This window comes from Nocardia sp. PE-7 (assembly GCF_030486425.1).
Classification (GTDB): domain Bacteria; phylum Actinomycetota; class Actinomycetes; order Mycobacteriales; family Mycobacteriaceae; genus Nocardia; species Nocardia salmonicida_A.
Genome location: NZ_CP129614.1, coordinates 6,454,434 through 6,478,701 on the forward strand (window position 1 = coordinate 6,454,434; position 24,268 = coordinate 6,478,701).

The following is a 24,268-nucleotide window of genomic DNA, read 5'->3' on the forward strand; positions in this document are numbered from 1 at the left end:
CATTCACCGCGACAACGCTCTCCGCCTCGGCGTACTGCTCTGGCTCACCGCCGTCTGGGTGGCGCTCTGGGGGGATTGGAGTCTGGCCAACGCGCTCGCCGGTGTCGTGGTCGCATTGATCGTGATCGTCGCGCTGCCACTGCCGTCGGTCCCGGTGGCCGGGCGCTTCCATCCGCTCTCGTTCCTCGAATTGATCGCTGTCAGCGTCTATTACTCGCTCGAATCGAGTCTGCAGGTGGCCTGGTTCGCGCTGCGGCCCAGCGGACCGCCGGTTTCGGGCGTGCTGCGCGTGCATCTGGGCATCCAGTCCGATCTGGTGCTGGTGATGTGCACCGACCTGCTCAATCTCATCCCCGGCACCATGGTCCTCGAACTCGACCGCCAGCGCTGCGTGGTCTACGTCCATGTGCTCGATGTGGGCAGCGACGAAGCGGTCGCGAAGTTCTACCGCACCACCCGGCGTCTGGAACACCTGATGATCAAGGCCTTCGAACGACCGAACGAACGCCGCCGCGTCGACCCCCTACCGGAGGTGTAACCATGACCGTCGTCGCCGTCATCGCCGCCGTCCTGCTCACCGCCGCCGCGGTGATCACCAGCTACCGGGTACTCGCGGGACCGAGCACCCTCGACCGGGTGGTCGGCATCGATTCGCTGATGGCCATCGCCGCCTCCGGGCTCGCGGTCTGGGCCGCCTACAGCGACGACACCACGGTGATCCCGGCGATCGTGGCACTCGCGCTCGTCGGTTTCCTCGGCTCGTCCGCGGTCACCCGATTCCGGGTCAGGGACGACCGGTGAGCGGGTGGGAATGGGTATCGGCGGTCCTGATCCTGACCGGCTGCGCACTCGCGTTCACGGCGTCGATCGGCATCGTCCGCTTCCCCGACACCCTCACCCGCATGCACGCGGCCACCAAACCGCAGGTAGTCGGCCTGCTGCTGGTGCTCGTCGGCACGGGCATCGACATCCGCGACGACATCAACGTCTGGATGCTCGTCCTCACAGGCTTGTTCACGATCATCACGGCCCCGGTCGTCGCCCATCTCATCGGCCGCACCGCCTACCGAGAACAGCGCCACCGCGACGGGTTGTTCTAAACGGCGGGCGTCGCGATGCGTTCGATGGCGGGTTCGGGGGCGTTGGCGAACCAGGTGTTGTGGAAGGCGACGGCCACCGCGGCCAACAGCCCGATGACGATCGCGCCCGCGGCCACCGGGTACTCCGCCATCGGCACCGCCAGATAGCGGTAGGACAGCAGCAGCGCCGCGAACACCGCCGTGCCGAAACCGACCAACCGGATCCGGAACGCGCCCCAGCCCCGCTCGGGCGCGCGCAACGCCGATTCGACGGTCAGGCACAGCACCGCGCCCGCCACCAGGTCGACGCCGTAGTGATAGCCGAACCCCAGCGTCGCGGTCACCGTGGCGGCCAGCCAGAACGCCCCGCCCCAGCGCATCCAGATCGGCGCGCGCGAGCCGTCGACATCGCGGCGGGTATGGATGAACAGCGACAGCGCCCACGCGGTGTGCATCGAGGGCATGCAGTTGCGCGGGGTGAACTCGTCGAACGGCAGCGCGGCCGGATTCGAGTCGAGCGGAGGCAGCGCGGTGGGCCAGAAGTTGCCCACCTGGAAACCGTGCCCGTCGGCCCCGAACGCGAACATCGGCCCGACAATCGGGAACAGCACATAGAACAGCGGTCCGACCAGACCGAGCACGAGGAAGGTGCGCACCAGATAGTGGCTCGGCCACTGTCCGGTCGTGACCACCTTGCGCAGCTGCCACACCGCCACCGCGATCGCGGCCACCGGCAGTTCGATGTAGACCCAGTGCAGCACCGCGTACACCTCGGGCCCGAGCACATCCAGCACCCGCCCGACCACCCACGACGGGTCACCGAGCGCGTGATCGGCGAGCAGCGCGTACTCGTCGAGCACGGTCGGCCGCAGCGCCGAGGTCAGGTGCAACCACACATCGCCGACCTTGGTGGCCAACACCAGCAGCGCACCGAGTGCCACGGCCTTCAACGCGTCACCGCGCTCACGACCCCGCCACCGCACCGCCGCGACGACCGCGAGCGCGGCCAGCACGATCGTCGGCCCGTTGCCGACGGTGAACGGCTTGCCGTCGATGAGTCGCAGCGCGACCCACACCGCGTCGATCCCGATCGCGGCGGCCAGCGCGATCACCCGGCGGCGCGTGGAGATCCCGACGAGGGCGAGCACGAGCCCGGCCCACGGCACCGACATCGACTTGGGCGTACCGACGAAGTCACGAGCCAGGCTGGCCAATGGACCGTCGAAACCGTTCACCGAGGCGACGATCTGCAATCCGACCAGCAGCGCGAGCACTGCGCCCACCCCGATCACGGCGAGTGCGCGTGGCTCGCGCAGACGAGAACCGAGGGTGGCACCCCCCGCAACGGCGCGCGGATGTTCGACAAGCATCCAGCCATCGTAAACGGCGGGTTAACGCCTACTCCCCGCGCAGCTGAACGCTACTGATCCAGCTCGCGCACCAGCGCGTCGACGACGGCGACCATATCGCCCTGGGTCTGCGCGGCGATCCGGCGTTGCCGCTGGTAGGAGGCGCCGTGGCGGAGAATGTCGCCCACGGCGGCCAGCTCGTCGACACAGCCGAGACGCTTGGCGGTCGGCTCGAGCCGGGTGAGCAGGTCCGTCAGATCGTCGGTGACCAAGCGCTCATTGCTGGCGTCGTCGACGATCACGATCGCGTCGAGCCCGTAGCGCGCGGCCCGCCACTTGTTCTCCTGCACATGCCATGGCGGCAGCGTCGGCAGGTCCTCACCGTTCTCGAGGCGCTGGTCCAGGTCGACGATCAGGCAGTGGATCAGCGCGGCCACCGAAGCCAGTTCGGCCCGGCTGGACAGGCCGTCGCACACCCGCACCTCGATCGTGCCCCATTTGGGCGCGGGCCGGATGTCCCAGTGCATGCCGCCGAGTTGTTCGAACACGCCGGTTTTCATCTGGTCGTGGACGAAACCCTCGAACTGACGCCAGTTCTCGAACTGGAACGGCAGACCGGCCGTCGGCAACTGCTGGAACATCAGTGCCCGGTTGCTCGCGTACCCGGTGTCGTCCCCGGACCACATGGGCGAGGACGCCGACAGCGCCAGCAGATGCGGATACGACAGCAACAGCGAGTTCAGGATCGGAAAGACCTTGTCCCGGTGCGACACTCCCACATGCACGTGCACGCCCCAGATGAGCATCTGGCGGCCCCACCACTGGGTACGTTCGATCAGTTCGTCGTAATGCGGTGAGCGCGTGAGCTGTTGGGTCGACCACTGCGCGAAGGGGTGGGTGCCCGCGCAGAACAGGTCCACACCGAGCGGATCGGCCGCGCGCCGCACCGCGTTCATGGTGCCGTGCAGGTCTTCCACCGCGCCGCCGACCGTGTCGTGCACCCCGGTCACCAATTCGACTGTGTTGCGGAGCAATTCCTTGGTGACCTGCTGCGTGCCGTCGTGCGCGCGCAGGTCACCGACCGCCTCGAACACCGTCGAGGCGGTGTTGGACAGATCACGCGTCACCTTGTCGACGAGCGCGATCTCCCACTCGATGCCGATGGTCGGCCGGGGCGAACCGCGAAACGAAACCGACTCGAATGCCCCGGCCATGGGTGTACCTCGCTAACCGACGACGCCGCACGCCACGCGGGCGCCCGCATCACCGGTGCTCAGGGTGGTCTCGTCCGGGCCGGTGCCACCCTCACGCGTGTAGCGCGGGGGGATGTTGCCGAAGTTGTCGGCGCCGCCGTGGACGATCAGGGCCTTGCCCTTGACGTTGTCGAGGGTGACCGTGTCGGTCCGGGTGACCAGCTTCGCGGTGCCGTCGGCGCCGACCTGCAGCGAGGTGAGGTCGCCGCTGGCCGGGTGCGCGGTGGCGGCGCCGACCTGCAGATGCCCGCCTGCCGAGGCGAAGTCGCCCTCGCAGGTACCGTTCTGGTGGAAGTGCAGACCGTGGAAGCCCGGCGTCAGGCCGCGTGCCTCGACGGTGACGACCAAGTGGCTGCCCTCCTGCACGATGGTCGCGGTGCCGACCTCGGCGCCCGCGCTGTTCTTGAGCGGGGCCTTCAGGCCGCCTGCCGCGCCACCGTGATCGTCGCTGTGGCCGGGGGCCGCGGTCGCCGACGATGCGGCGTGACCGCCACCGTGGCCGCCGCTCTCACCCGCGGGCGCCGCCGAGCTGGTCCACACCGGCGGCGTGGTGCCCTTGACGTCACTCGACTCCTGGCTGTTGGTGCAGGCTGCGAGCCCGAGCGCGGCGACCGCGAGCACCGGGGTCACAATGCGCCAGGACGGGCGACGTGTTGTCGACGTGGCCATCAGGAGACTCCTTATCGGACTGGGGCTATACCGCTCAAGATGATGCCACAGCGGCGACACGGCCTACGGCACCGCGTGCCGCGCCTCGTTCAGCGACCGGTCAGCACGACGACGACACCGGGTGCGGTGTCCCCCGTCTTCGGCGCGACCGTCCCGCCGACCTGCTCGGCGATCGCGGTGGCCGCGGCCTTGTCGTCCGCGCCGCCGCCGTAGTACACGGTGGTGGTGGTGAGGTTCGCGCCGTTGTAGTTGCCGGTGCTCACATTGGTCCAGCCCGCGGCGGTCAGCTCGCTCGCGGTGCGCGCCGCCAAGCCGGCGACCAGGCTGTTGTTCAGCACCCGCACCGACACCGCCTGATCCGCCGTACCCGCCGCGGGAGTCGTGATCGCGGTCGTGGTCGTCGGGGCGGCGGAGGTCGTCGTGGTCGGGGCGGCCGCGCTGGTGGTGGTCGGCGCGGGCTTGGTGGTGGCCGGCGCCTGCGCGACCGCGCTGGAGGTGGTGGTCTCGGTCTCCGTATCCGATGCCTGGGCATCGGAGTTCGACAGCGACATCGCACCCAGACCGGCGAAGACGATGGCCAGCGCGATCAACACCATCGCCAGCGCGCGCAACGGCGGGCCGCCGGGAGTGGGGTTCGGGTTGCTCACCCGCCCAACCCTAGCCGCAACGGCGGGTGTGTGGCCCGCATGTCAGACCTGGAAACCGAGTTTGCGCGCGGCACGCGACTTCTGCCTGCTCGCCCGCAGCCTGCGCAGCCGCTTGACCAGCATCGGATCGGCCGCCAGCGCTGCCTCGGAGTCGACGATCGCGTTGAGCACCTGGTAATACCGGGTGGCCGACATGGCGAACAGTTCGCGGATCGCGTCTTCCTTGGCGCCGGCGTATTTCCACCATTTGCGCTCGAAGTCCAGGATGTCGAGTTCGCGGCGACTCAGACCGGAGCTCTCGTCAGCCGCCGAATCCTGTTCGCCCGCAGTGGGGCCGTCGGAGATCCCGGAGACATCCCGAGCTGCTGCGCCGTCCATCTTGCTCCCTCGCCGAGTATCACGAGATGGGTGAATACCGTCGTCATTCAACCATGGGTTCGCCCGATCCTTCGACCCATGTCACGGCGTGTTGACTGAAGGCCAGTAGAGGTGGCGCGGCCCACAGGGGTCCGCCGATCATCGGCCCACCCGAGCGGCGATAATGGCGGGCATGGCAATTCTCCCGATCGTGATCGTCGGTGACCCCGTTCTCCACAACCCCACCGCGAAGGTGACGGAGACCCCCGCGGAGCTGGCCGAGCTCATCGCGGATATGTACGACACTCTCGCGGAGTCCAAGGGTGTCGGCCTCGCGGCGAATCAGGTCGGCGTCGGCAAGCGGCTGTTCGTCTACGACTGCCCCGACTTCGACGCGACCGGCAACCCCGTTCGCCGCAAGGGCACAGTCGTGAACCCGGTGCTCGAGACCTCCGCGATCCCCGAGACCATGCCCGACCCCGATGACGACGAGGAAGGCTGCCTGTCGGTACCCGGCGAGCAGTTCCCGACCGGTCGCGCGGACTGGGCGAAGGTCACCGGGACCGACGAGAACGGCGAGCCCGTCGAACTCGAGGGCACCGGCTTCTTCGCGCGCATGCTGCAGCACGAGGTGGGTCATCTCGACGGTTTCCTCTACGTCGACGTGCTGATCGGCCGCAATGCCCGCGCCGCCAAGAAGGCGATCAAGCGAAATGGCTGGGGCACACCGGGTTTGAGCTGGATCCCGGGAACAGTTCCGGATCCGTTCGGTCATGACGACTGACATTCCGCTCGGGCGGCGGGTGGTGATGCGGTACCAGCTGCCCGCGGGTTATCCCCAACCGCTCACCGATGTGATCGGCGAACTGGTGTCACTGGAGCCGCCGGCGGTGCGCACCGCCGAGGGTGAGCTGGTGTCGGTGGCCGCCGATCGCGTCGTCGCGTTGAAAGCACTGGGGCCCCGGCCTATTCGAACCAAGGAGATCCGGTCGCTGGAGACCGCGGCGGCCATGGCGTGGCCGGGCAGCGCTCACCTGTGGATCGACGGTTGGCTGGTGCGAGCGGGTAACGGCTACACCGGGCGCGCGAATTCGGCTGTGCCGCTGGGTGAGTCGGGTATGCCCGCGGTGTTGTCGATCGACACCATGCACAAGATCGCGGACTGGTACACGAGTCAGGGGTTGCCGCTGCTGCTGCAACTGCCCGACCGGCTCGCCCCTGTCCCGCCGACCTGGAACACCTGGAGCGAGACCGTGGTCCTCGGGCTCGACATCGCGAATTTCGTCCTGCCACAAGGCCCGTCGATGGTCCGGATCAGCACCGAGCCCGAGGAAGGATGGCTGCGGACACACCGCTACCGCGGCGAGATCCCCCTCGACCCCGCCGTGCGCGAACCGGACCGGGCCGTGCTCACCTCGGTCCTCGACGGCACCCTCGGCTTCGCCTCACTCGGCCTGCCCGAGCCCCTGGCCATCGGCCGCGGCGCGGTGACCACCGCCCCCGACGGCCGGCGCTGGGTGGGCCTCACCTGCGTGGCCGTGGCGTCAGCGCACCGCCGCAACGGACTCGGCGCGCTGCTGTGCGCCGAACTGATCCGGTGGGGTGCCGAGCAGGGCGCGAGCCACGCCTACGTCCAGGTAGAGATCGGAAACTCCGGCGCGCTCGCCCTCTACCGCGAACTCGGCTTCCTGGAACACCACGCCTATCGCTACGCCGCCCCCCAGAGTCATTAGTCTCGAAAGGACCGTCACTTCCGTGCGTCTCGCCACTTGGAACGTCAACTCGATCCGCTCCCGCGTCGATCGGGCGATCGCCTTCCTGGACCGCCACGACATCGACGTGCTGGCGTTGCAGGAGACCAAGTGCCGTGACGATCAGTTCCCCTTCGAGCAGTTCGAGGCCGCCGGGTACGAGGTGGCGCACGTGGGGCTCAATCAGTGGAACGGGGTCGCGATCGTGTCACGGGTCGGGCTCACCGATGTCGAGCTCGCCTTCCCCGATCAGCCCGGCTTCGACAAGGACGCCGGCGATTCGCTGATCGAATCGCCGGTGGTCGAGGCGCGCGCGCTCGGCGCGACCTGCGGCGGGGTGCGGGTGTGGAGTCTCTACGTGCCCAACGGCCGCACGCTCGCCGACCCGCACTACACCTACAAGCTGAACTGGCTCTCGACCCTGCGCGCGAAGGCGGCGGGCTGGCTGGCCGAGAACCCACAGGCCGAGATCGCGCTGGTCGGCGACTGGAATATCGCCCCCACCGACGACGATGTCTGGGCGCCGGAGCTGTTCGTCGGCAAGACCCACACCTCCGCCCCCGAGCGCGAGGCGTTCCAGGCCATGCTCGATATCGGCTTCCGCGACGTGATGCGCCCGTTCGCCCCCGGCCCCGGCGTCTACACCTATTGGGACTACACCCAGCTGCGTTTCCCCCGCAAGGAGGGCATGCGCATCGATTTCATCCTCGCCTCCCCCGCCCTCGCCGACCGGATCAAGGACGCCTCGGTGGACCGCGAGGAACGCAAGGGAAAGGGCGCCAGCGACCACGCGCCGGTGATCGCCGAATTCTGACGGACCTGCCGAGCGTTCTCGGTTACGTTGGAGGGAGAAGTTTCAGCCTGCAACGTAGCGGGAGGTGGGCTCTATGTCGTTCTATCGCCGGGTCGGAACGGTGCCGCCGAAGCGGCACACGCAGCATCGGGATGAGCGCGGCAACCTCTACTACGAAGAGCTGATGGGCGAGGAGGGGTTCTCCGGGGACTCCTCGCTGCTGTATCACCGTGGTCTACCGCCCGCCATCGTCGACGCGACCGTCTGGGAACTGCCCGACCAGACATTGACGCCGAATCACCCACTGCACCACCGCCATCTGCGGCTACCTCTGCTGTTCCCCGGCGATACGGCCACGACGGTCGACCCGGTGACCGGACGCAGGTTGCTACTGGCCAATGCCGATGTGCGGATCTCGTACGTGGTCGCCAAGGGCGCGTCACCGCTGTACCGCAATGCGATCGGCGACGAGCTGGTGTACGTGGAATCCGGTGCGGCCGTGGTGGAGAGCGTGTTCGGCATCCTGCCGGTACACCAGGGCGATCAGGTACTCATGCCGCGGTCGACCACCCATCGCTGGCTGCCGATGGGCGAGGAACCGTTGCGCGCGTACGTGATCGAGGCGTCGAGCCACATCACCCCGCCCAAACGCTATCTCTCGAAATTCGGTCAGCTGCTGGAGAATGCGCCGTATTGCGAGCGGGACCTGCACGGACCACTCGAATTGCTGCTCGTCGGCGACACCGACGTCGAGGTACTGGTCAAACATCGTGCGGGCAACGAGGTGATCGGCACCAGGATGACCTACGCGAGGCATCCGTTCGATGTCGTCGGCTGGGACGGCTGTCTGTATCCGTACACCTTCAATATCGCCGATTTCGAACCGCTGACCGGCCGCGTCCATCAGCCGCCGCCGGTACATCAGGCCTTCGAGGCCACCAATTTCGTCGTCTGCAATTTCGTACCGCGCAAGGTCGACTATCACCCACTGTCGATTCCGGTGCCGTACTACCACTCGAATGTGGATTCCGACGAGATCATGTTCTATTGCGGCGGAAACTACGAGGCACGCAAAGGTTCCGGCATCACCCAGGGTTCGGTGTCGGTGCATCCGGGCGGTTACGCCCACGGCCCACAACCCGGCGCGTACGAACGCAGTATCGGGGCGGAGTTCTTCGACGAACTGGCGGTGATGGTGGACACGTTCCGGCCGCTGCAACTCGGCGAGGGCGCGCTGGCCTGCGAAGATCCGGCGTACGCGTGGACCTGGTCGGGTCGTGGGCCGGGGCTCGGATGAGTCCGCTGCGCGTGGAGGTCCCCGACGATTCCCTGTTCGGGGCGGAGAACATGCCCTACGGCGTTTTCGCACCGCCCGGCGGCGAATTCCGGGTCGGGGCCCGATTGGGCGATGCTGTGCTCGATCTGGCCGCACTGCTGGACGATTCGGTGTTCGCCCGTCCGGACATGAATGCCTTTCTCGCACAGGGTCGTCACCGATGGCGCGAAGTCCGCGACAGGCTGCGCGAACTCGCCGACACCGCGCTGCCGGTCGATGCGGTACACCCCGTGTCCTCGGTGCGGATGGCGTTGCCGGTGCGGATCGGCGATTACGTCGACTTCTACGCCAGCATCGACCACGCCACCAACCTCGGCAAACTCTTCCGTCCGGATAGTGAACCGCTGCTACCGAACTGGCGCCACCTACCGGTGGGCTACCACGGCCGGGCGGGCACCGTCGTCGTCTCGGAGACGCCGGTCATCAGGCCGCGAGGACAGCGCCGCGCAGCGTCCGGCACACCTGATTTCGGACCGTCCGAGCGCCTGGACATCGAGGCCGAATTAGGCTTCGTCGTCGGTACCGGCTCCACGCTCGGCGTACCGGTCACCGTCGACGAGTTCACCGAGCACGTCTTCGGCGTCGCCCTGGTCAACGACTGGTCGGCCCGCGATATCCAGGCCTGGGAGTACCAGCCGCTCGGGCCGTTCCTCGGCAAGTCGTTCAGCACGTCGATGTCGGCGTGGATCACGCCTCTTTCCGCGCTGACGCGGGCACGGGTGCCGCTCCCGGCACAGGATCCCGAGCCGCTGCCGTACCTGCGCGGCGCCGACGACTACGGCCTCGATATCGACCTCACGGTCGCCTGGAACGGCGAAGTCGTAGCGCGCCCGCCCTATTCGCGCATGTACTGGTCCCCCGCCCAGATGCTGGCCCACCTCACCGCCAACGGCGCGTCGATCCGCACCGGTGACCTCTACGCCTCCGGCACGATTTCCGGACCGGAGCCGTCGCAACGCGGGTCTTTCATCGAATTATCCTGGGGTGGCACCGAATCCATCACCGTCGGCGGCCAGGCACGCACGTTCCTGGCCGACGGTGACCAGGTGACGATCACCGCCACCGCGCCGGGCACCGAGAGACGACGGATCGGCCTCGGCGAGGTCGGTGGCCGAATCCTGCCCACTTCCGGCTAGCCCCAGCGGATCTGTCGCGCGTCCACCCTGGGGCGGAGATGATACTTGACACACCTCCACCCCGAGGCGGTATCGGGCGGAATCGATCAGGGTTACGGTGACGGTTCGAACGTTTCCGAACAGAGGGCACCCGACGATGTTGACGAGAATCGCCCGCACCGCCGTTGCCCGACCACGGTTGGTGGTCGCGGTCGCAGTGTTACTGATGGTGTTGTGTGGCGCGATCGGCGCCACGGTGCACTCGCACATGAAATCGGGCGGGTTCGTCACCGCCGATCTCGATTCCGTGCAGGCCAGCCAATACCTGAGCGAGCACTTCCCCGGTAGCGAGCCCAACTACGTCCTCGATGTCTCCACCGACGATGTCGCGAACTCCGCCGCCGCGCGCGAGGCCGCCGACCGGGCGATCGCCGTCCTGCGCGCGCATCCCGAGGTGAGCGGGGTGCAGTCGTACTGGACCGCGCGGCCCGATCTCAAACAGGCCATGCTCAGCAAGGATCACAACCATGCGCTGATCCTGGCGAGCATCGAGGGCGACGACGCCGAACTGCCCGTTCGGGCGGCGAAGCTGACCGAAGAACTGCAGGTCGAAAGCGGTCCGGTGACGATCAAGGCGGGCGGGCTCGCCGCCACCTTCGCCGACATCAACACCCAGATCAGCAAGGATCTGATCATCGCCGAGGCGATCGCGATCCCGATCACCGGTCTGCTGCTGGCATTGGTGTTCGGCAGCCTCATGGCCGCCGCGTTGCCGGTGGCGATCGGGCTGTTCGCCATCGCCGCCTCGCTGGGCATTCTGCGCGTGCTGACCGCCCTCACCGACGTGTCGATCTTCGCGCTGAACATGACCACCGCGCTCGGACTGGCGTTGGCGATCGACTACAGCCTGTTCATCGTCAGCCGCTATCGCGAGGAACTGACCGGAGGCGCTACCCCGATCGCGGCGGTGACCCGCGCGATCCAGACCGCCGGTCGCACGGTCGTGTACTCGGCGCTGGTCGTCGCGCTGTCGCTGTCGGCACTGCTGGTGTTCCCGCAGTACTTCTTCAAGTCCTTCGCCTACGCGGGCATCGCCGTGGTCGCCGCGGCGGCGGCCGCCGCGGTGATCGTGCTGCCCGCCCTGCTCATCCTGGTCGGCGATCGCATCGACGCGGGCGACCTGCGCGCGCCGATGCGCCGACTGTTCCGGCTGGCTCCGGGCACGGAGAAGGCGCCGCGTCAGACGTTCTGGTACGGCCTGGTCACCGGCGTGATGAAACGGCCGCTGTCGATCGCGCTGGCCACCACCGCGTTCCTGCTGCTGCTCGGCTCGCCGTTCCTCGGTGTCCAGTTCGGCTATCCCGACGACCGGTCGCTGCCCACCGATGTCGCCAGTCGCGAAGTGGGCGACATCCTTCGCACCGAATTCGACGCCGACCTCGCGTCGAGTGCGACCATCGTGCTGCCCGAATTCCGTGGCAGTACAGCGGAACTCGAGACCTACGCCCGCGACCTGTCCAAGGTGCCCGACGTACCGGCCGTTCTCAGCAGCGCGGCGGTGTATCGCAACGGGCTGCGGGTGGCGGCGGGCGTGCCGGAGATGACCGACGCCCAGCACGGCGCCTACCTGTCGGTGGCCACCACACTCGACCCCTACTCCGACGCGGGCGGCGCCCAGCTCGACACCTTGCGCACCGTGCCCGCCCCGTCGAAAGCCCTGATCACCGGCCCGGCCGCGCTGAACCAGGACTCGGTCGACGCAATCACCGGCAAACTGCCGCTGGCGGGCGCGCTGATCGCGCTCACCACGCTGGTGCTGCTGTTCCTGTTCACCGGGAGCGTGGTGCTGCCGGTGAAGGCGCTGATCCTCAACATCCTGTCGCTGGCGGCGACCTTCGGCGCGATGGTGTGGATCTTCCAGGAAGGCCACCTGTCGGGGCTGCTCGGCTTCACCGCCACCGGCACCCTCAACCTGGCCATGCCCATCCTCATGTTCAGCCTGGCCTTCGGCGCGTCCATGGACTACGAGGTCTTCCTGCTGTCGCGGATTCGCGAGGAATGGCTGGCCGGGCCGAAGACCACCGAGGGCAATACCGAGGCCGTCGCGATGGGCGTGGCCCGCACCGGGCGAATTTTCACCGCCGCCGCGTTGCTGATGAGCATCGTGTTCCTCGGCGTCGCCGCCTCGGGTGTGTCGATGATGAAGCTGTTCGGCCTCGGCTGCGCGCTCGCGGTGATCAGCGACGCGACAGTGATCCGCGGCCTGCTCGCCCCCGCGCTCATGCGGATGATGGGCACCTGGAACTGGTGGGCGCCGAAGCCGCTCGTGGTGCTGCACAACAAGTTCGGGCTCGACGAGGCCGAGGACAGCACACCCGACGCGCCGAAACAGCTCGACTCGGCGTCGGTGTAGCGAGCCTCGCGCGCGACCCGTCCGGCTGTCCCCGGGCGGGTCGCGATCCCCGGCGGGTAACGTCGGCGGGGCAATTCACACCAACGGGGGCTCGCACCAGCGGGCTGAGAGGATGGCTAGCCCATATCGGGCGCTCAGGGCCGTCGACCGTATGAACCTGACCGGGTAATGCCGGCGTAGGGAGGAACTACCGTGGGCTCGAACACGTCTTCTGACAGAACGGTCGACACCGTCACCACCGGTCCGATCCAGGGCAGCGTCAAGCACTACCAGGAGGTAGACGGCCTGCGCATCCCGGTTCGTCGCATCAACCTCACCAACGGGGACAGCTTCGATGTCTTCGACACCTCAGGCCCCTACACCGACGACAACGCGGTGATCGACCTCGAAGCGGGCCTGCCGAAACTGCGTGACGAATGGGACACCCCCGCCGTCGACGGCCCGCCGACCCAGCTCGCCTGGGCACGCCAGGGCATCATCACCCCCGAGATGCGGTTCATCGCCGCCCGCGAGGGTGTCTCGCCCGAACTGGTGCGTGACGAGGTCGCCCTCGGACGCGCGGTGATCCCGGCCAACCACAACCACCCGGAGCTGGAGCCGACCATCATCGGCAAGAAGTTCCTGGTCAAGATCAATGCCAATATCGGCAACTCGGCGGTGTCGTCGTCGATCGCCGAAGAGGTCGAGAAGATGGTGTGGGCCGCGCGCTGGGGCGCCGACACCATCATGGACCTGTCCACCGGCAAGAACATCCACGAGACCCGCGAGTGGATCCTGCGCAACTCCCCGGTCCCGATCGGCACCGTTCCGATCTATCAGGCGCTGGAGAAGGTGAACGGCGATCCCACCAAGCTCACCTGGGAGATGTACCGCGACACCGTGATCGAGCAGTGCGAGCAGGGCGTGGACTACATGACCGTGCACGCGGGCGTGCTGCTGCGCTATATCCCGCTCACCGCCAAGCGCGTCACCGGCATCGTCTCGCGCGGTGGATCCATCATGGCCGCTTGGTGTTTGGCGCATCACCAGGAATCTTTCCTGTACACGCACTTCCGTGAGCTGTGCGAGATCCTGGCGAAGTACGACGTGACCTTCTCCCTCGGAGACGGCCTGCGTCCCGGCTCCATCGCCGACGCCAACGACGAGGCCCAGTTCGCCGAACTCCGCACGCTCGGCGAGCTCACCAAGATCGCGAAATCCTATGGCGTGCAGGTGATGATCGAAGGCCCCGGCCACGTGCCGATGCACAAGATCGTCGAGAACGTGAAGCTCGAGGAAGAGCTCTGCGAAGAGGCGCCGTTCTACACCCTCGGCCCGCTGGCCACCGATATCGCGCCCGCCTACGACCACATCACCTCGGCCATCGGCGCCGCGATCATCGCCCAGGCGGGCACCGCGATGCTCTGCTACGTCACACCCAAGGAGCACCTCGGCCTGCCCAACCGCGACGACGTCAAGGTCGGCGTGATCACCTACAAGATCGCCGCCCACGCCGCCGACCTGGCCAAGGGGCACCCGCACGCCCAGGACCGCGACAACGAATTGTCCAAGGCCCGTTTCGAATTCCGCTGGCACGACCAGTTCGCGCTCTCGCTCGATCCCGACACCGCCCGCGAGTACCACGACGAGACGATGCCCGCCGAGCCCGCCAAGACCGCCCACTTCTGCTCGATGTGCGGTCCGAAGTTCTGCTCGATGCGCATCTCCGCCGACGTGCGCGAGTACGCGGAGAAGCAGGGACTCACCGATGTGGCCGCGATCGAGGCGGGCATGGCCGAGAAGTCCGCCGAGTTCGCCGACCATGGCAGCAAGGTGTACCTCCCGGTCGTCTCCTGACCCACCGCTCCACCATCGTCGACGCCCGCCCGATCTCGCAGATCGGACGGGCGTCGACCGCTCACTCCGAGCACCGCGGCTGCCCCGCATCGACGCGCGGGGTAACGTCGGCCGGGTGGCCGATGCCTTCTACCGCCAAGACCCCGCGGACCCGAACCGGTACCTCTCGACCGAGCTGACCCGAGGGCCGTGGTCGCCGGACGCGCAGCATGCCGGACCGCCGTCAGCTCTGCTCGGGCATGTGATCGAGCGATGCGAGCCGCGGCCGGGATTCCAGGTCGGACGGGTCGCCGTCGAGATTCTCGGGCCGGTGCCGCTGGCTCCGCTCACCGCGCAGGCGAGGGTGGTGCGGTCGGGGCGCAGTGTCGAGCTGATCGAGGCGACCTTGTCGTCGGAGCGCGGGCCGGTGATGCAGGCCAACGCGTGGCGGCTCAAGCTCGCCGAGACGCCGCTCGATCTGCCCACCGAGTTCCTGCCGACCGGGACCAGGCCGCTGCCCACGGCGGCCGAGCCGGAGCGGTTTCCGTCCGATCAGGAGATCGGTTTCCACACCGGAATCGAATACCGTTTCAGCGCCGGCTCGTTCGCCGCGCCGGGCCCTGCGGTCTGCTGGATCAGGTTGAAGTACCCGATTGTCGCGGGCACCACCCCGAGTCCGCTGGAACGCGCACTTGCCGCCGCCGATTCGGGCAACGGGGTCAGCTCGGTCCTCGACTGGGCGAAATACCTGTTCATCAATACCGACCTCATCGTCACCCTGCATCGTCAGCCGGTCGGCGAGTGGGTGTGCCTCGACGCGGTGACCCATCCGCAGCCGCACGGCATCGGCCTCGCCGAATCCGCGCTGTTCGACGAGACCGGGCCGATCGGGCGCAGCACCCAGACGCTGCTCATCGCGCCGCGGGGCTGATCAGGGACGCGGCTTCACCAAATCGGCGTTGCCGTGCTTGAGCAACTCCGACTCCCCGGTGCTCGTGCGCCGGAACGGATCACCTTCGCCGGTGGTGAGCAGGCCGCGCAGGCTGCTGGTGATGTAGGCGCCCCAGGCGTTGGCGCACACCTCGAAGCACTCTCCGGCGGGGACCAAACCCACATGGGTGAAACGGATGTCGGTGCCGTGCGCGTTCTCGGTGATCTCGAAGACGACGTCGGTGTCTTCCCACTCGGCGGTGTCGGTGATGAACGACAGGTGCGAGTCGGTGACGTGCCAGACCAGGCGCTCGCCGGGGATCGATTCGGTGGTGGTCATGGTGCAGCGGTGCAGGCCGGGGACCTCGAAGAGGTAGCTGTCGCCGACCGCGCCGGTACTGCCCTCGATGGTCTCCGACCACCAGGCCCACACGTTGTTGATGGCCGCGAAGGCCTCGTCGGGAGTCTTGTCGACGGTGATGGTCGCGGTGAAGTCGTTGTCGCTCATTGCGTTTCCTTCCGGTTCAGCCGTCGAGATGGCGGCGGAGCGCGTCGAGGGGGCCGTCCCAGTCACGGGACAGGGCGGCCAGGAATTGTTGTGCCACTTGCATCGGGGCGGAATCGAGGCGGTAGCGCACGCGACGCCGCTCCCCCGGTTCCGCGATCACCAGGCCCGCGTCCGCGAGCAGGACAAGGTGTTTCGCGATCGCCTGCCGGGTGATGGGCAGGCGATCGGCGAGGTCGGTCGCGGTGGCCGGACCGTGCGCGGCGAGTGCGGCCAAGACCGACCGCCTGCTCGGATCGGCCAGCGCGACGAAGACCCGTTCGGCGGTGGCCTCCAGCTCAGGCCGCATCGAGGTACTCGACGAGCTCGCCCAGCTCGCTCTTCCAGCCGCCGACATTGCCCTCGAACGCTTCCTTGTGCGCCTCGTCGGGCAGCTGCGCGAAGCCGGTCTCGGTGACAGTCAGCCGGGTTCCGTCGCCGTGGGGCTCGAGGCTGAACTCGACATAGGTGCGTCGCGGGTCGTCGTCGGGCAGACCGTTGATCGGCCAGGTGTAGCCGAACACCGAGGGCTCCTCGACCCGCTCCACCCGCATGTCCGCGGCGAACCCTTCCTTCCAGGTCATCCGCATGTCGCCACCGGGGCGCAGGTCGATCTCGGCGGTGTTGCCGAACCAGCTCCCCAGCCCTTCCGCGGTGGTGATCGCCGCCCACACCTTGGCGGGCGGATGCGCGAGCTCGACGGTCCGGACTATCTGATCAGGGAATCCCATGACGCCTCCTCATGTATTGCAACTGACTGATTGCAACTCAGAGTATTGCAACCTACTGGTTGCGTCAAGGGTGAAGCGTCAATGGTCGCCGGTGACGCGAAAGCCTTTCGGGACCAGCCAGACCGTTCCGACGGCCACCACCGCGACGACCGCGGCCGAGATATAGGACGTGGTGGTGAGCGCTACGTCGAAGGCGTGGCTCGACGCGTGGGCGAGCTGGTCGCGGGCGGGTTCGGGCAGCTCGGTGGCCACCTCGGCCGCCCCGCCGATCGAACCGCTCGCCTGCTCCTGCTTGTCGGCGGGGACGGGCAGGCCTGTCATGTGCTGACTGAAGATCCTGGCGTGCAGGCTGCCGAGCAGCGCGACGCCGAAACCGACTCCGACCTCGTAGTTGGTCTCCTCCACCGCGCCCGCCTGACCGGCGCGGTCCGCCGGAACGGCGCCGACGAGGACCGCGGCCGCCGCGGTCACGGCCATCCCGTCGCCGAGGCCGAAGGACACCAGGACCAGCGCGACCACCGGATAGGTGGTGGGTTCCGGACTCATCGCCAGCAGCAGGAAGCCGAGCGCGACCGCGCCGAGCCCGAAGCCGAGCACCGCGCGGACACCGAATTTCTCCATCAGCATCGGCGTGAGCAGGGAGGCGGTGAGGAGCGTGAGCGCGGCGGGCAACATCCGGATTCCCGCCTGCGAGGGGCTGTAGCCGTGGACGTATTGCAGCCACAGCGAGATCAGGAACATGGCCGCGCCGATCGCCATCATGGCCAGCAGGGTCGCGACAGCCGCCGCGGTGAACGCGCCGTTGCGGAACAGGCGCACGTCGAGCAGCGGGTCGGTGGCGGTGAGCTGACGCCGGGTGAACCAGGTCAGCGCGGCGATGCCGACGACCAGGATGGTCCAGTCGACCGTGCTCGCTTCACCTTTCGCGAGATGCTTGACGCCCCACGCCAGGCAGACGATGCCCGCCACCGACAGCGCCGCGGCGAACCAGTCCAGGCTGCCCGCCTGTGGCGCGCGGTATTCCGGCAACACCCACAGCCCGACCACCACCGTCACGACGACCACCGGCACATTGAGCCAGAATGCCGACGACCACCCGAAATGCTCGACGAGGAACCCGCCGACGATGGGCCCCACCGTCGCACCGACGCCCGCGACCGCCGCCCAGATCCCGATGGCCATGGTGCGTTCGCGCACATCGGTGAAGATATTGCGGATCAGCGACAGCGTCGACGGCATCACCATCGCACCGCCGATCCCGAGCAGCACCCGCCCACCGATCAACTGCGCCGCGCTCCCCGCGGTAGCGGCGACCACCGAGGCGATACCGAACAGCACGAAACCGCTGATGAACAACAGCTTTCGCCCCACCCGATCACCGAGCGCACCGGTGGTGATGAGCAGCCCGCCGAGCACGAGCCCGTAGATGTCGATGATCCACAACTGCTCCAGCGGGCCGACCTGGAGGTCGTCGATCAGCGACGGCAGCGCCACATTGAGGATCGTGGCATCCATCGCCACCAGCAACAGACTGGCGCACAACACCCCGAGCATCAGCCAACGCACCGACCCGTAGGTCTGCGTGCCCTCGTCCACCATGCCGCCTCACCGCCGATTCCTGGTCGTGACCGGTTTTCGGATCCGTGGCACTCGATCCGCCACTCAACCTACCGAGCGATCCGGGCTACCAGCACCGACAGCGCAGCGCGGCAGCGAACTTTCAGCGCGCGGGTAGCGCCAGATCGACGAGCGCACGCGCGGCACGCTGGGTGCGCTCGCGGTCACCGGTGATCACATGGTCCTGGATGATTCCGCGCAGCCCGGAGATGAGCAGCGTGGCGACTACCTCCGGATCCCTCACCAGGCCGGCTCGCCGTAGCGCCGCGGCGAGTTCTGCGACAAAGGCGGCGATCGCGTCGTTCGCGTAGCCCTGATAGGGCGAATCCGGCGCGCACGCCGCTCCGAGCACCTGCAACAACACGCGCACACTCTCCGACTCGGCACCCGCGGTGTTCAGTTCGCAGAAGGAGATGAGTCGATCACGCAGCTGTCCGGGGTCGGTGACGTCGGCGAAGACCGCGGCCAGATCCGGCCGCTGCGTCGCCAAGGCCTGGACCAGCAGTTCCTCCTTGGTGCCGAAGTAGTAGATCAGCATGCGCGAGCTGGTTCCGAGCGCCGCGGCGAGCGGGCGCAGCGACAGCTCGGCCAACCCGCGCGACGCGATGAAGGTGACGACGCCGGCCAGCAATTCGGCGCGTTTGCGGTGGTCGAGAGGACGGGCCATGGGTTGACTGTAGCGAGTGCTACAGGTATTCATGACATCATGACTGTACCGATCGCTTCAGAAACTCGGGACGGCGTGGTGGTGACCGCGTACGCGGCGACCACAGCACTGGCCGACACCATGGACGAGACCTGGTCGCGGCTGCTGCGTGGCGAGAGCGGAATCCGTGCGCTACCCACGGAATTCCTCGCCGAACACGAGCTGCCGGTGCGCATCGGCGGGCCACTGGTCACCTCGCCCGATGCCGAGCTCACGCGGATCGAGCAGCGCAGGCACTCCTATGTCGAACGGATGGCCCTCACCCTCGGCAGACAGGTCTGGCAGGCGGCGGGCAGTCCGGAAGTCGACCGTGAGCGGTTGGCCGTGGCCATCGGTACCGGCCTCGGCGGCGGGGACGCGCTGATCGATGCCGTCGACGCGATGCGGGCGGGCGGCTACCGCAAGGTCTCTCCGCTGGCCGTGCCGATGGTGATGCCGAATGGTCCCGCCGCCACGGTCGGACTCGAAATCGGCGCGCAGGGTGGGGTTTTCGCACCGGTATCGGCCTGCTCGTCGGGGTCGGAGGCGATCGCGCACGCGTGGCGGCTGATCAGCACCGGCGAGGCCGATGTGGTGGTCACCGGCGGCGTCGAGGGTCACATCGACCCCGTTCCCATCGCGGGCTTCGCGATGATGCGGGCGATGAGCACCCGCAACGACGAGCCCGAGCGCGCCTCCCGGCCGTTCGACCGCGACCGTGACGGTTTCGTCTTCGGTGAGGCGGGCGCGCTGCTCGTGCTCGAATCCGAGCGGCACGCGACAGCGCGTGGTGCCCGGATCCACGCCAGAGTGCTCGGCGCGGGCATCACCTCCGACGCCTTCCACATCGTGGCCTCCGACCCGGCGGGCGCCGGCGCGGCGCGCGCGATGCGCAAGGCGATTCACACAGCGGGGCTGCGGATTTCCGATATCGACCACGTGAACGCGCACGCTACGTCGACCTCGGTGGGCGATGCCTCCGAGGCCGCGGCCATCACCGCGGTCACTCCCGATGCCTCGGTGTACGCGCCGAAATCTGCGCTCGGTCATTCGATCGGCGCGGTGGGCGCGCTGGAATCGGTCCTCACGATCCTGAGCCTGCGCGAGCAGGTAGTCCCGCCCACACTGAATTTCGACAACGCCGACCCGGCGATAGACCTCGACATCGTCGCGGGCACGCCGCGGCCGCAGCGGATCGACTACGCGCTCAACAACTCGTTCGGATTCGGTGGCCACAACGTCGCGCTCGCGTTCGGAAAAGCGTAGCGGCGCCGCCGATCCGGAAGGGATCGACGGCGCCGCGGTGATTCGGTGCGGGTTACGCCTTGTCGAAGCGGGTGTCGACGAAGGACTTGAAGTCGACCTTGCCGGGGATGGCCTTGGCCTTGGTGAAGGCGTCGGCGATCTCCTGTTCGGAGGCGATGACCTGGTCGGTGAGCTTGATCGGCTCCTTGATCGAGCGGGTCCAGGTGGTGCGGGAGGCGTCCACGCTGATCTGGGTCAGTTCGGCGTACTTGGTCGACCAGGTGTCGAGGTTGTCCGAGGACCACTTGGTGGCGGCGGCGTAGCGCTGGAAGAAGTCGGCGAGGGCGGCGGACTTGCCCGCGTCGGCGACGGTCTTGTTGCCTGCTACCCAGAAGTTGTAGCCGTTGGCGGCCTGGTCGGCGGTGGCGATCGACTTGGCGCCGATCTCCTTCTCCGCGATGGCGGTGTAGGGGTCCCAGGTGGCCCAGGCGTCGACGTCACCGCGGGTGAGCGCGGTGTAGCCGTCGCCGGGGGCGAGGTAGACCGGCTCGACATCGCTCAGCGACAGGCCCGCCTTCTGCAGTTGCAGCAGCAGGTTCGCGTTCGCCGAGCTGCCCTTGTAGACGGCGACCTTCTTGCCCTTCAGCGCCGCGACGGAAGCGATCGTCGAGTCCTTGCCGACCAGGATCGCGTCACCCTTGCCGGTCGCCGAGAGCGCGCCGACGATCTTGATGTCGGCGTCGGCGGCCGCGCCGAAGATCACCGGGGTGTTGCCGGTTTGGGCGATGTCGATGCCGCCCGCGCTCGCCGCCTCGACCAGCGGCAGACCGGCGGTGAAGGTGGAGAATTCGATCTTGTAGGGCAGGTTCTCCAGCTGTCCCGATGCCTTCAGCAAGACCTCGATCGAAATCGCCTTCTGATCACCGACTTTCAGCGTGACGGTGCTGAGGTCGACCGGACCCGAGGGTGCGCTCTCGGTCGCCGCGTCGTCACCGCAGGCGCTCAGGGTGAGCGTCGCGGCAACGGCGAGCGCGAGGCCTGCCAGACGGGATATCGGATTGCGTTTCACTGGAACAACTTTCGTGCGATGGAGCGGAGGGATTCAGTGTGTGACGCCGAGCAGCGCGAGCAGTTGCGTCGCGTATTCGGCGACTTCCGGCGCGGCGGCGGTGCGAGGGCGTGGCAACTCGATGGACACGTCGGCGGCGATTCGGCCGTCGTCGAGGACCAGGACGCGGTCGGCCAACGTGATCGCCTCGAGCACGTCGTGGGTCACCAGCAGGACGCCGAATTCGCGTTGGGCGTGCAGTCGAAGGAGCAGGTCGTGCATCGTCAGCCGAGTCAGCGCGTCGAGAGCGCCGAAGGGCTCGTCGAGCAGCAGCAGCGTCGGCTCGGCCACCAATGCCCGTGCCAGCGCGGCACGTTGGGCCTCACCGCCGGACAGGGTGAGCGGCCACGCGTCGGCGCGGCCCGCGAGGCCGACTTCGGCGAGCAGGTCACGGGCGGCTTTCTCATCGGCCCGTCGATTGCGTGGCTTCGGCCTGCCGAGGGCGACATTGCGCGCCACCGGCTGCCACGGAATCAACCGTGCTTCCTGGAAGACGATCGTCGGCCTGCCCTCGACGGAAACCTCACCGCGCGTGGCGGTATCGAGTGCGCCGAGGATGCGCAACAGGGTGGACTTGCCCGATCCGCTGCGTCCGACCAGGGCGACGATCTCGCCCGCGCCGATCTCGAGATCGATGCCGTCGAGCACGGTTCGTTCACCGAATCGCTTGCTCAGACCGCTGATTCGAGCGGCGGGCACCCGGGCCGACCGAGCGGAGATGGGGGTGACAGTCGTGGCGGCGGCAGCGGTCATGATGAGAACCTCGCGATCGAACGGCGGCGGGTGGCAGGCCTGGCGACCATCGGGACGGGGTGGGTCCCGTGGTCGGCGGAGGTGGTGGCGGACATCAGCGGTGCACCGCCGGACGCCAGCGCAGGGCGCGGCGTTCGAGCAGTCGCACGATCGAGTCGGTGAGCAGGCCGAGCAGGCTGTAGACCACCAGGCCGAACACGACGATGTCGGTACGCAGGAATTCGCGGGCGTTGTTGACGACGAAGCCGAGTCCCGCACTGGCATTGATCTGTTCGGCCACGATCAGCGAGAGCCAGGCGATGCCGAGACTCTGGCGCGCGCCGACCAGGATCTGCGGCAGGGCACCGGGCAGGACGAGCAGACGCAGGCGTTCGGCGAGTCCGAGGTGCAGGGCACTGCCGAGTTCGAGCAGTTTCGGGTCCAGTTGGCGGATACCCGAGAAGGTATTGAGGTACAGCGGGAAGAACACGCCGAGCGCGATCAGGTAGACCTTGGGTTCCTCGCCGATGCCGAACCAGATGATGAACAGCGGGATCAGGCCGAACAGCGGGATGGTGCGGATCATTTGCAACGGCGGATCGACCGCGTACTCACCGATCTTGCTCAGACCCGCGAGCACGCCGAGCACCAGCGCGAGCACCGCGCCGAGCGCGAAGCCGTACAGCGCGCGCTGGCCGGAGACCAGCAGGGCCTCGGTGAGCTGCCCGGAGCGGTAGGTTTCCAGACCCGCGTCGAGCACCGCGGACGGAGCGGGCAGCTTCTTGGCGGAAATCGCGCCGCTGGTACTGGCGAGCTGCCAGATGATCAACAGCGCGATCGGCGAGAGCGCGCGCAGGAACCCCGGGCGGCGGTACAGCGGGATCCGTCGCTCGTCGGTTTCGGTGGGCCTCTCCAACAGCATGCGAGCATGGTGCCCGCCGGAAGCGGTATACCGACAGGGTTCGAATCAGCTCGAGGATTTATCCGCTCTGCTGGAGATCTGCTGCACGGCCCAGCCATTGCCGTCGGGGTCGCTGAAGAAGACGAAGCCGACATTGTCGAGCGGGTGCGGGACCGGCCGCGGATTCTTGCCGAGTTCCTGGACCTCGCTGACCTCGACCCCGCGCGCCACCAACTCCGCGTGCGCCTGCTCGATATCGGGGACCACGAGTTGCAGTCCCTTCAGCGAGCCGGGCGGCATCTCCGGCACCGCGCCCTTGCCGATGACGATCGAGCAGCCCGAGCCGGGTGGGGTGAGTTGCACGATGCGCGCGTCGTCGGAGATCACCGAGTCGTGGTCGACGACGAAGCCGAGTCGGTTGGCGTAGAAATCCTTGGCCCGGTCGATATCGGAGACCGGGACGATCACAACTTCCAGAGTCCAGTTCACTACGCGCCTCCGCGTTGTAGTCCGGGGGTGATGCGTCGAGTCTGCCAGCTCCGAGCCGATCAGGACTTGCGTTCCCATCGCCACGCGAATTCTCCGGGGGCGGGGGGCGGCCCGGGCAGATCACCCTCGGCGGTGAGCCCGTCCACGATCACCGCGAGTACCCGTTGGCGCAGTTCGGCGGTGCGCACCGGGTCGGGCATCGTGATCGCGGCGCAGGCCTCGAGGATAAGGCCGAGGTCGAGTGCGTCGATGTCGGGGCGTAGCCGTCCGCTCGCGTGGGCGCGGCGGACCAACTCCTCGCCGACCTCGCCCGAGTGCACGACGTCGGGAAGCATCGATTCGTCGGGGGTGAAGGTGCCCGCGAGGCGCGCGGTGAGCGAGTGCACGTCGGCCTCGACGACCCGTTGCAGGAATCCGACGAATCCGCGCCAACCGTCCGAATCCTCCAGTGCCGCATCGGCTTCGGTGTTGAATCGGCGCAACCCCTCGTGGCAGAGCGTGCGCAGCAGCACCTCCTTGCTCGGATACCGCCGATAGAGGGCGCTGATCCCGACCCCCGCTCGTTCGGCGACGGCGGCGATCGGCGCGTTGGGATCGTCGAGGAACACCGCGCGGGCGGCATCGAGGATCAGGCCGTTATTGCGCGCGGCCTGCGCCTTGCGGCCGGGCAAGCGCGGCTGATCTGCGGTTTCGTTCTGCTTCGCCATGA

Annotated in this window: 27 protein-coding genes and 1 riboswitch; of the genes, 12 read left to right on the plus strand and 15 right to left on the minus strand. The window is 67.9% G+C overall.

Features of this window, described 5'->3' with window-relative positions; genetic code table 11:
* The first annotated feature begins 1 nt into the window (after nucleotide 1).
* The 3 genes from QX204_RS30205 to mnhG are packed head-to-tail and all read left to right on the plus strand — an operon-like array spanning nucleotide 2 to nucleotide 1,100.
* Nucleotides 2-538: a Na+/H+ antiporter subunit E gene (locus tag QX204_RS30205; RefSeq protein WP_301908155.1), complete on the plus strand. Its 537-nt coding sequence runs from the start codon at nucleotides 2-4 to the stop codon at nucleotides 536-538.
* A 2-nt stretch (nucleotides 539-540) separates the two neighbouring features.
* A complete protein-coding gene (locus tag QX204_RS30210) occupies nucleotides 541-801 on the plus strand; it encodes a monovalent cation/H+ antiporter complex subunit F (RefSeq protein WP_301903868.1) in 261 nt (86 codons plus the stop codon).
* The gene (gene mnhG, locus QX204_RS30215) at nucleotides 798-1,100 is read left to right on the plus strand and encodes a monovalent cation/H(+) antiporter subunit G (RefSeq protein ID WP_056814841.1); all 303 of its coding nucleotides are present in this window, start codon (nucleotides 798-800) and stop codon (nucleotides 1,098-1,100) included. The genes QX204_RS30210 and mnhG overlap by 4 nt, the downstream gene beginning before the upstream one ends.
* Here mnhG and QX204_RS30220 read toward each other — a convergent pair.
* From QX204_RS30220 to QX204_RS30240, 5 genes are all read right to left on the minus strand, one after another.
* Nucleotides 1,097-2,449: a phosphatase PAP2 family protein gene (locus QX204_RS30220; protein WP_301903869.1), complete on the minus strand. Its 1,353-nt coding sequence runs from the start codon at nucleotides 2,447-2,449 to the stop codon at nucleotides 1,097-1,099. The genes mnhG and QX204_RS30220 overlap by 4 nt on opposite strands.
* A gap of 50 nt (nucleotides 2,450-2,499) precedes the next feature.
* Nucleotides 2,500-3,642, minus strand: a complete 1,143-nt coding sequence (locus QX204_RS30225) for a glutamate--cysteine ligase (RefSeq protein ID WP_301903870.1) — start codon at nucleotides 3,640-3,642, stop codon at nucleotides 2,500-2,502.
* A gap of 12 nt (nucleotides 3,643-3,654) precedes the next feature.
* Nucleotides 3,655-4,350 (minus strand): superoxide dismutase[Cu-Zn], encoded by a 696-nt coding sequence (locus tag QX204_RS30230; protein ID WP_301903871.1) that lies wholly within the window; start codon nucleotides 4,348-4,350, stop codon nucleotides 3,655-3,657.
* An 89-nt stretch (nucleotides 4,351-4,439) separates the two neighbouring features.
* A complete protein-coding gene (locus QX204_RS30235; protein ID WP_301903872.1) occupies nucleotides 4,440-4,997 on the minus strand; it encodes a LytR C-terminal domain-containing protein in 558 nt (185 codons plus the stop codon).
* A 42-nt stretch (nucleotides 4,998-5,039) separates the two neighbouring features.
* Nucleotides 5,040-5,375: a nucleoid-associated protein NapA gene (locus QX204_RS30240; protein ID WP_301903873.1), complete on the minus strand. Its 336-nt coding sequence runs from the start codon at nucleotides 5,373-5,375 to the stop codon at nucleotides 5,040-5,042.
* A 172-nt stretch (nucleotides 5,376-5,547) separates the two neighbouring features.
* Between QX204_RS30240 and QX204_RS30245 the strand changes: the two genes are divergently transcribed.
* From QX204_RS30245 to QX204_RS30280, 8 genes are all read left to right on the plus strand, one after another.
* Nucleotides 5,548-6,138 (plus strand): peptide deformylase, encoded by a 591-nt coding sequence (locus tag QX204_RS30245; protein WP_301903874.1) that lies wholly within the window; start codon nucleotides 5,548-5,550, stop codon nucleotides 6,136-6,138.
* On the plus strand, nucleotides 6,128-7,087 hold the full coding sequence (locus QX204_RS30250; protein ID WP_301903875.1) for an N-acetylglutamate synthase, CG3035 family: 960 nt from the start codon (nucleotides 6,128-6,130) through the stop codon (nucleotides 7,085-7,087). The genes QX204_RS30245 and QX204_RS30250 overlap by 11 nt, the downstream gene beginning before the upstream one ends.
* Nucleotides 7,088-7,109: 22 nt before the next feature.
* Complete coding sequence (locus QX204_RS30255) at nucleotides 7,110-7,919, plus strand: exodeoxyribonuclease III (protein ID WP_301903876.1); 810 nt, start codon at nucleotides 7,110-7,112, stop codon at nucleotides 7,917-7,919.
* A 73-nt stretch (nucleotides 7,920-7,992) separates the two neighbouring features.
* Entirely contained in the window at nucleotides 7,993-9,195 is a 1,203-nt protein-coding gene (locus tag QX204_RS30260; protein WP_301903877.1) for a homogentisate 1,2-dioxygenase, read from the plus strand.
* Nucleotides 9,192-10,370, plus strand: coding sequence for a fumarylacetoacetase (gene fahA / locus QX204_RS30265; RefSeq protein WP_301903878.1), 1,179 nt, complete (start codon nucleotides 9,192-9,194; stop codon nucleotides 10,368-10,370). The genes QX204_RS30260 and fahA overlap by 4 nt, the downstream gene beginning before the upstream one ends.
* Before the next feature lie 136 nt (nucleotides 10,371-10,506).
* Complete coding sequence (locus tag QX204_RS30270; RefSeq protein ID WP_301903879.1) at nucleotides 10,507-12,762, plus strand: MMPL family transporter; 2,256 nt, start codon at nucleotides 10,507-10,509, stop codon at nucleotides 12,760-12,762.
* A 73-nt stretch (nucleotides 12,763-12,835) separates the two neighbouring features.
* Nucleotides 12,836-12,962: riboswitch (TPP riboswitch) on the plus strand.
* Nucleotides 12,955-14,598, plus strand: a complete 1,644-nt coding sequence (gene thiC / locus QX204_RS30275; RefSeq protein WP_301903880.1) for a phosphomethylpyrimidine synthase ThiC — start codon at nucleotides 12,955-12,957, stop codon at nucleotides 14,596-14,598. (Overlaps the previous riboswitch by 8 nt.)
* A gap of 115 nt (nucleotides 14,599-14,713) precedes the next feature.
* Nucleotides 14,714-15,508: a thioesterase family protein gene (locus tag QX204_RS30280; protein WP_301903881.1), complete on the plus strand. Its 795-nt coding sequence runs from the start codon at nucleotides 14,714-14,716 to the stop codon at nucleotides 15,506-15,508.
* Here QX204_RS30280 and QX204_RS30285 read toward each other — a convergent pair whose 3' ends face one another.
* The 5 genes from QX204_RS30285 to QX204_RS30305 all read right to left on the minus strand — a co-directional run bounded on the left by QX204_RS30285 (nucleotide 15,509) and on the right by QX204_RS30305 (nucleotide 19,066).
* The gene (locus QX204_RS30285; RefSeq protein WP_301903882.1) at nucleotides 15,509-16,015 is read right to left on the minus strand and encodes an SRPBCC family protein; all 507 of its coding nucleotides are present in this window, start codon (nucleotides 16,013-16,015) and stop codon (nucleotides 15,509-15,511) included.
* 16 nt (nucleotides 16,016-16,031) lie between these two features.
* Nucleotides 16,032-16,361 (minus strand): ArsR/SmtB family transcription factor, encoded by a 330-nt coding sequence (locus tag QX204_RS30290; protein WP_301903883.1) that lies wholly within the window; start codon nucleotides 16,359-16,361, stop codon nucleotides 16,032-16,034.
* Entirely contained in the window at nucleotides 16,351-16,782 is a 432-nt protein-coding gene (locus QX204_RS30295) for an SRPBCC domain-containing protein (RefSeq protein WP_301903884.1), read from the minus strand. The genes QX204_RS30290 and QX204_RS30295 overlap by 11 nt, the downstream gene beginning before the upstream one ends.
* 78 nt (nucleotides 16,783-16,860) lie before the next feature.
* Nucleotides 16,861-18,381 (minus strand): MFS transporter, encoded by a 1,521-nt coding sequence (locus QX204_RS30300; RefSeq protein ID WP_301903885.1) that lies wholly within the window; start codon nucleotides 18,379-18,381, stop codon nucleotides 16,861-16,863.
* 121 nt (nucleotides 18,382-18,502) lie between these two features.
* Nucleotides 18,503-19,066: a TetR/AcrR family transcriptional regulator gene (locus tag QX204_RS30305; RefSeq protein WP_301903886.1), complete on the minus strand. Its 564-nt coding sequence runs from the start codon at nucleotides 19,064-19,066 to the stop codon at nucleotides 18,503-18,505.
* Nucleotides 19,067-19,105: 39 nt separating this feature from the next.
* On the opposite strand from QX204_RS30305, the gene QX204_RS30310 reads away from it, so the two are divergent.
* Nucleotides 19,106-20,350, plus strand: coding sequence for a KasA/KasB family beta-ketoacyl-ACP synthase (locus QX204_RS30310; protein ID WP_301903887.1), 1,245 nt, complete (start codon nucleotides 19,106-19,108; stop codon nucleotides 20,348-20,350).
* A 52-nt stretch (nucleotides 20,351-20,402) separates the two neighbouring features.
* Here the strand turns inward: QX204_RS30310 and QX204_RS30315 are convergent, their stop codons facing one another.
* From QX204_RS30315 to QX204_RS30335, 5 genes are all read right to left on the minus strand, one after another.
* Nucleotides 20,403-21,398 carry an ABC transporter substrate-binding protein gene (locus QX204_RS30315; RefSeq protein ID WP_301903888.1) on the minus strand — a complete coding sequence of 332 codons (996 nt, stop codon included), beginning with the start codon at nucleotides 21,396-21,398 and terminating at the stop codon, nucleotides 20,403-20,405.
* A gap of 33 nt (nucleotides 21,399-21,431) precedes the next feature.
* Nucleotides 21,432-22,190 (minus strand): ABC transporter ATP-binding protein, encoded by a 759-nt coding sequence (locus QX204_RS30320; RefSeq protein ID WP_301903889.1) that lies wholly within the window; start codon nucleotides 22,188-22,190, stop codon nucleotides 21,432-21,434.
* 94 nt (nucleotides 22,191-22,284) lie between these two features.
* Complete coding sequence (locus QX204_RS30325) at nucleotides 22,285-23,091, minus strand: ABC transporter permease (protein ID WP_301903890.1); 807 nt, start codon at nucleotides 23,089-23,091, stop codon at nucleotides 22,285-22,287.
* Between the two features lie 45 nt (nucleotides 23,092-23,136).
* Complete coding sequence (locus QX204_RS30330; protein WP_301903891.1) at nucleotides 23,137-23,559, minus strand: VOC family protein; 423 nt, start codon at nucleotides 23,557-23,559, stop codon at nucleotides 23,137-23,139.
* Between the two features lie 59 nt (nucleotides 23,560-23,618).
* The gene (locus QX204_RS30335) at nucleotides 23,619-24,266 is read right to left on the minus strand and encodes a TetR/AcrR family transcriptional regulator (RefSeq protein WP_301903892.1); all 648 of its coding nucleotides are present in this window, start codon (nucleotides 24,264-24,266) and stop codon (nucleotides 23,619-23,621) included.
* Nucleotides 24,267-24,268: the final 2 nt, after the last annotated feature.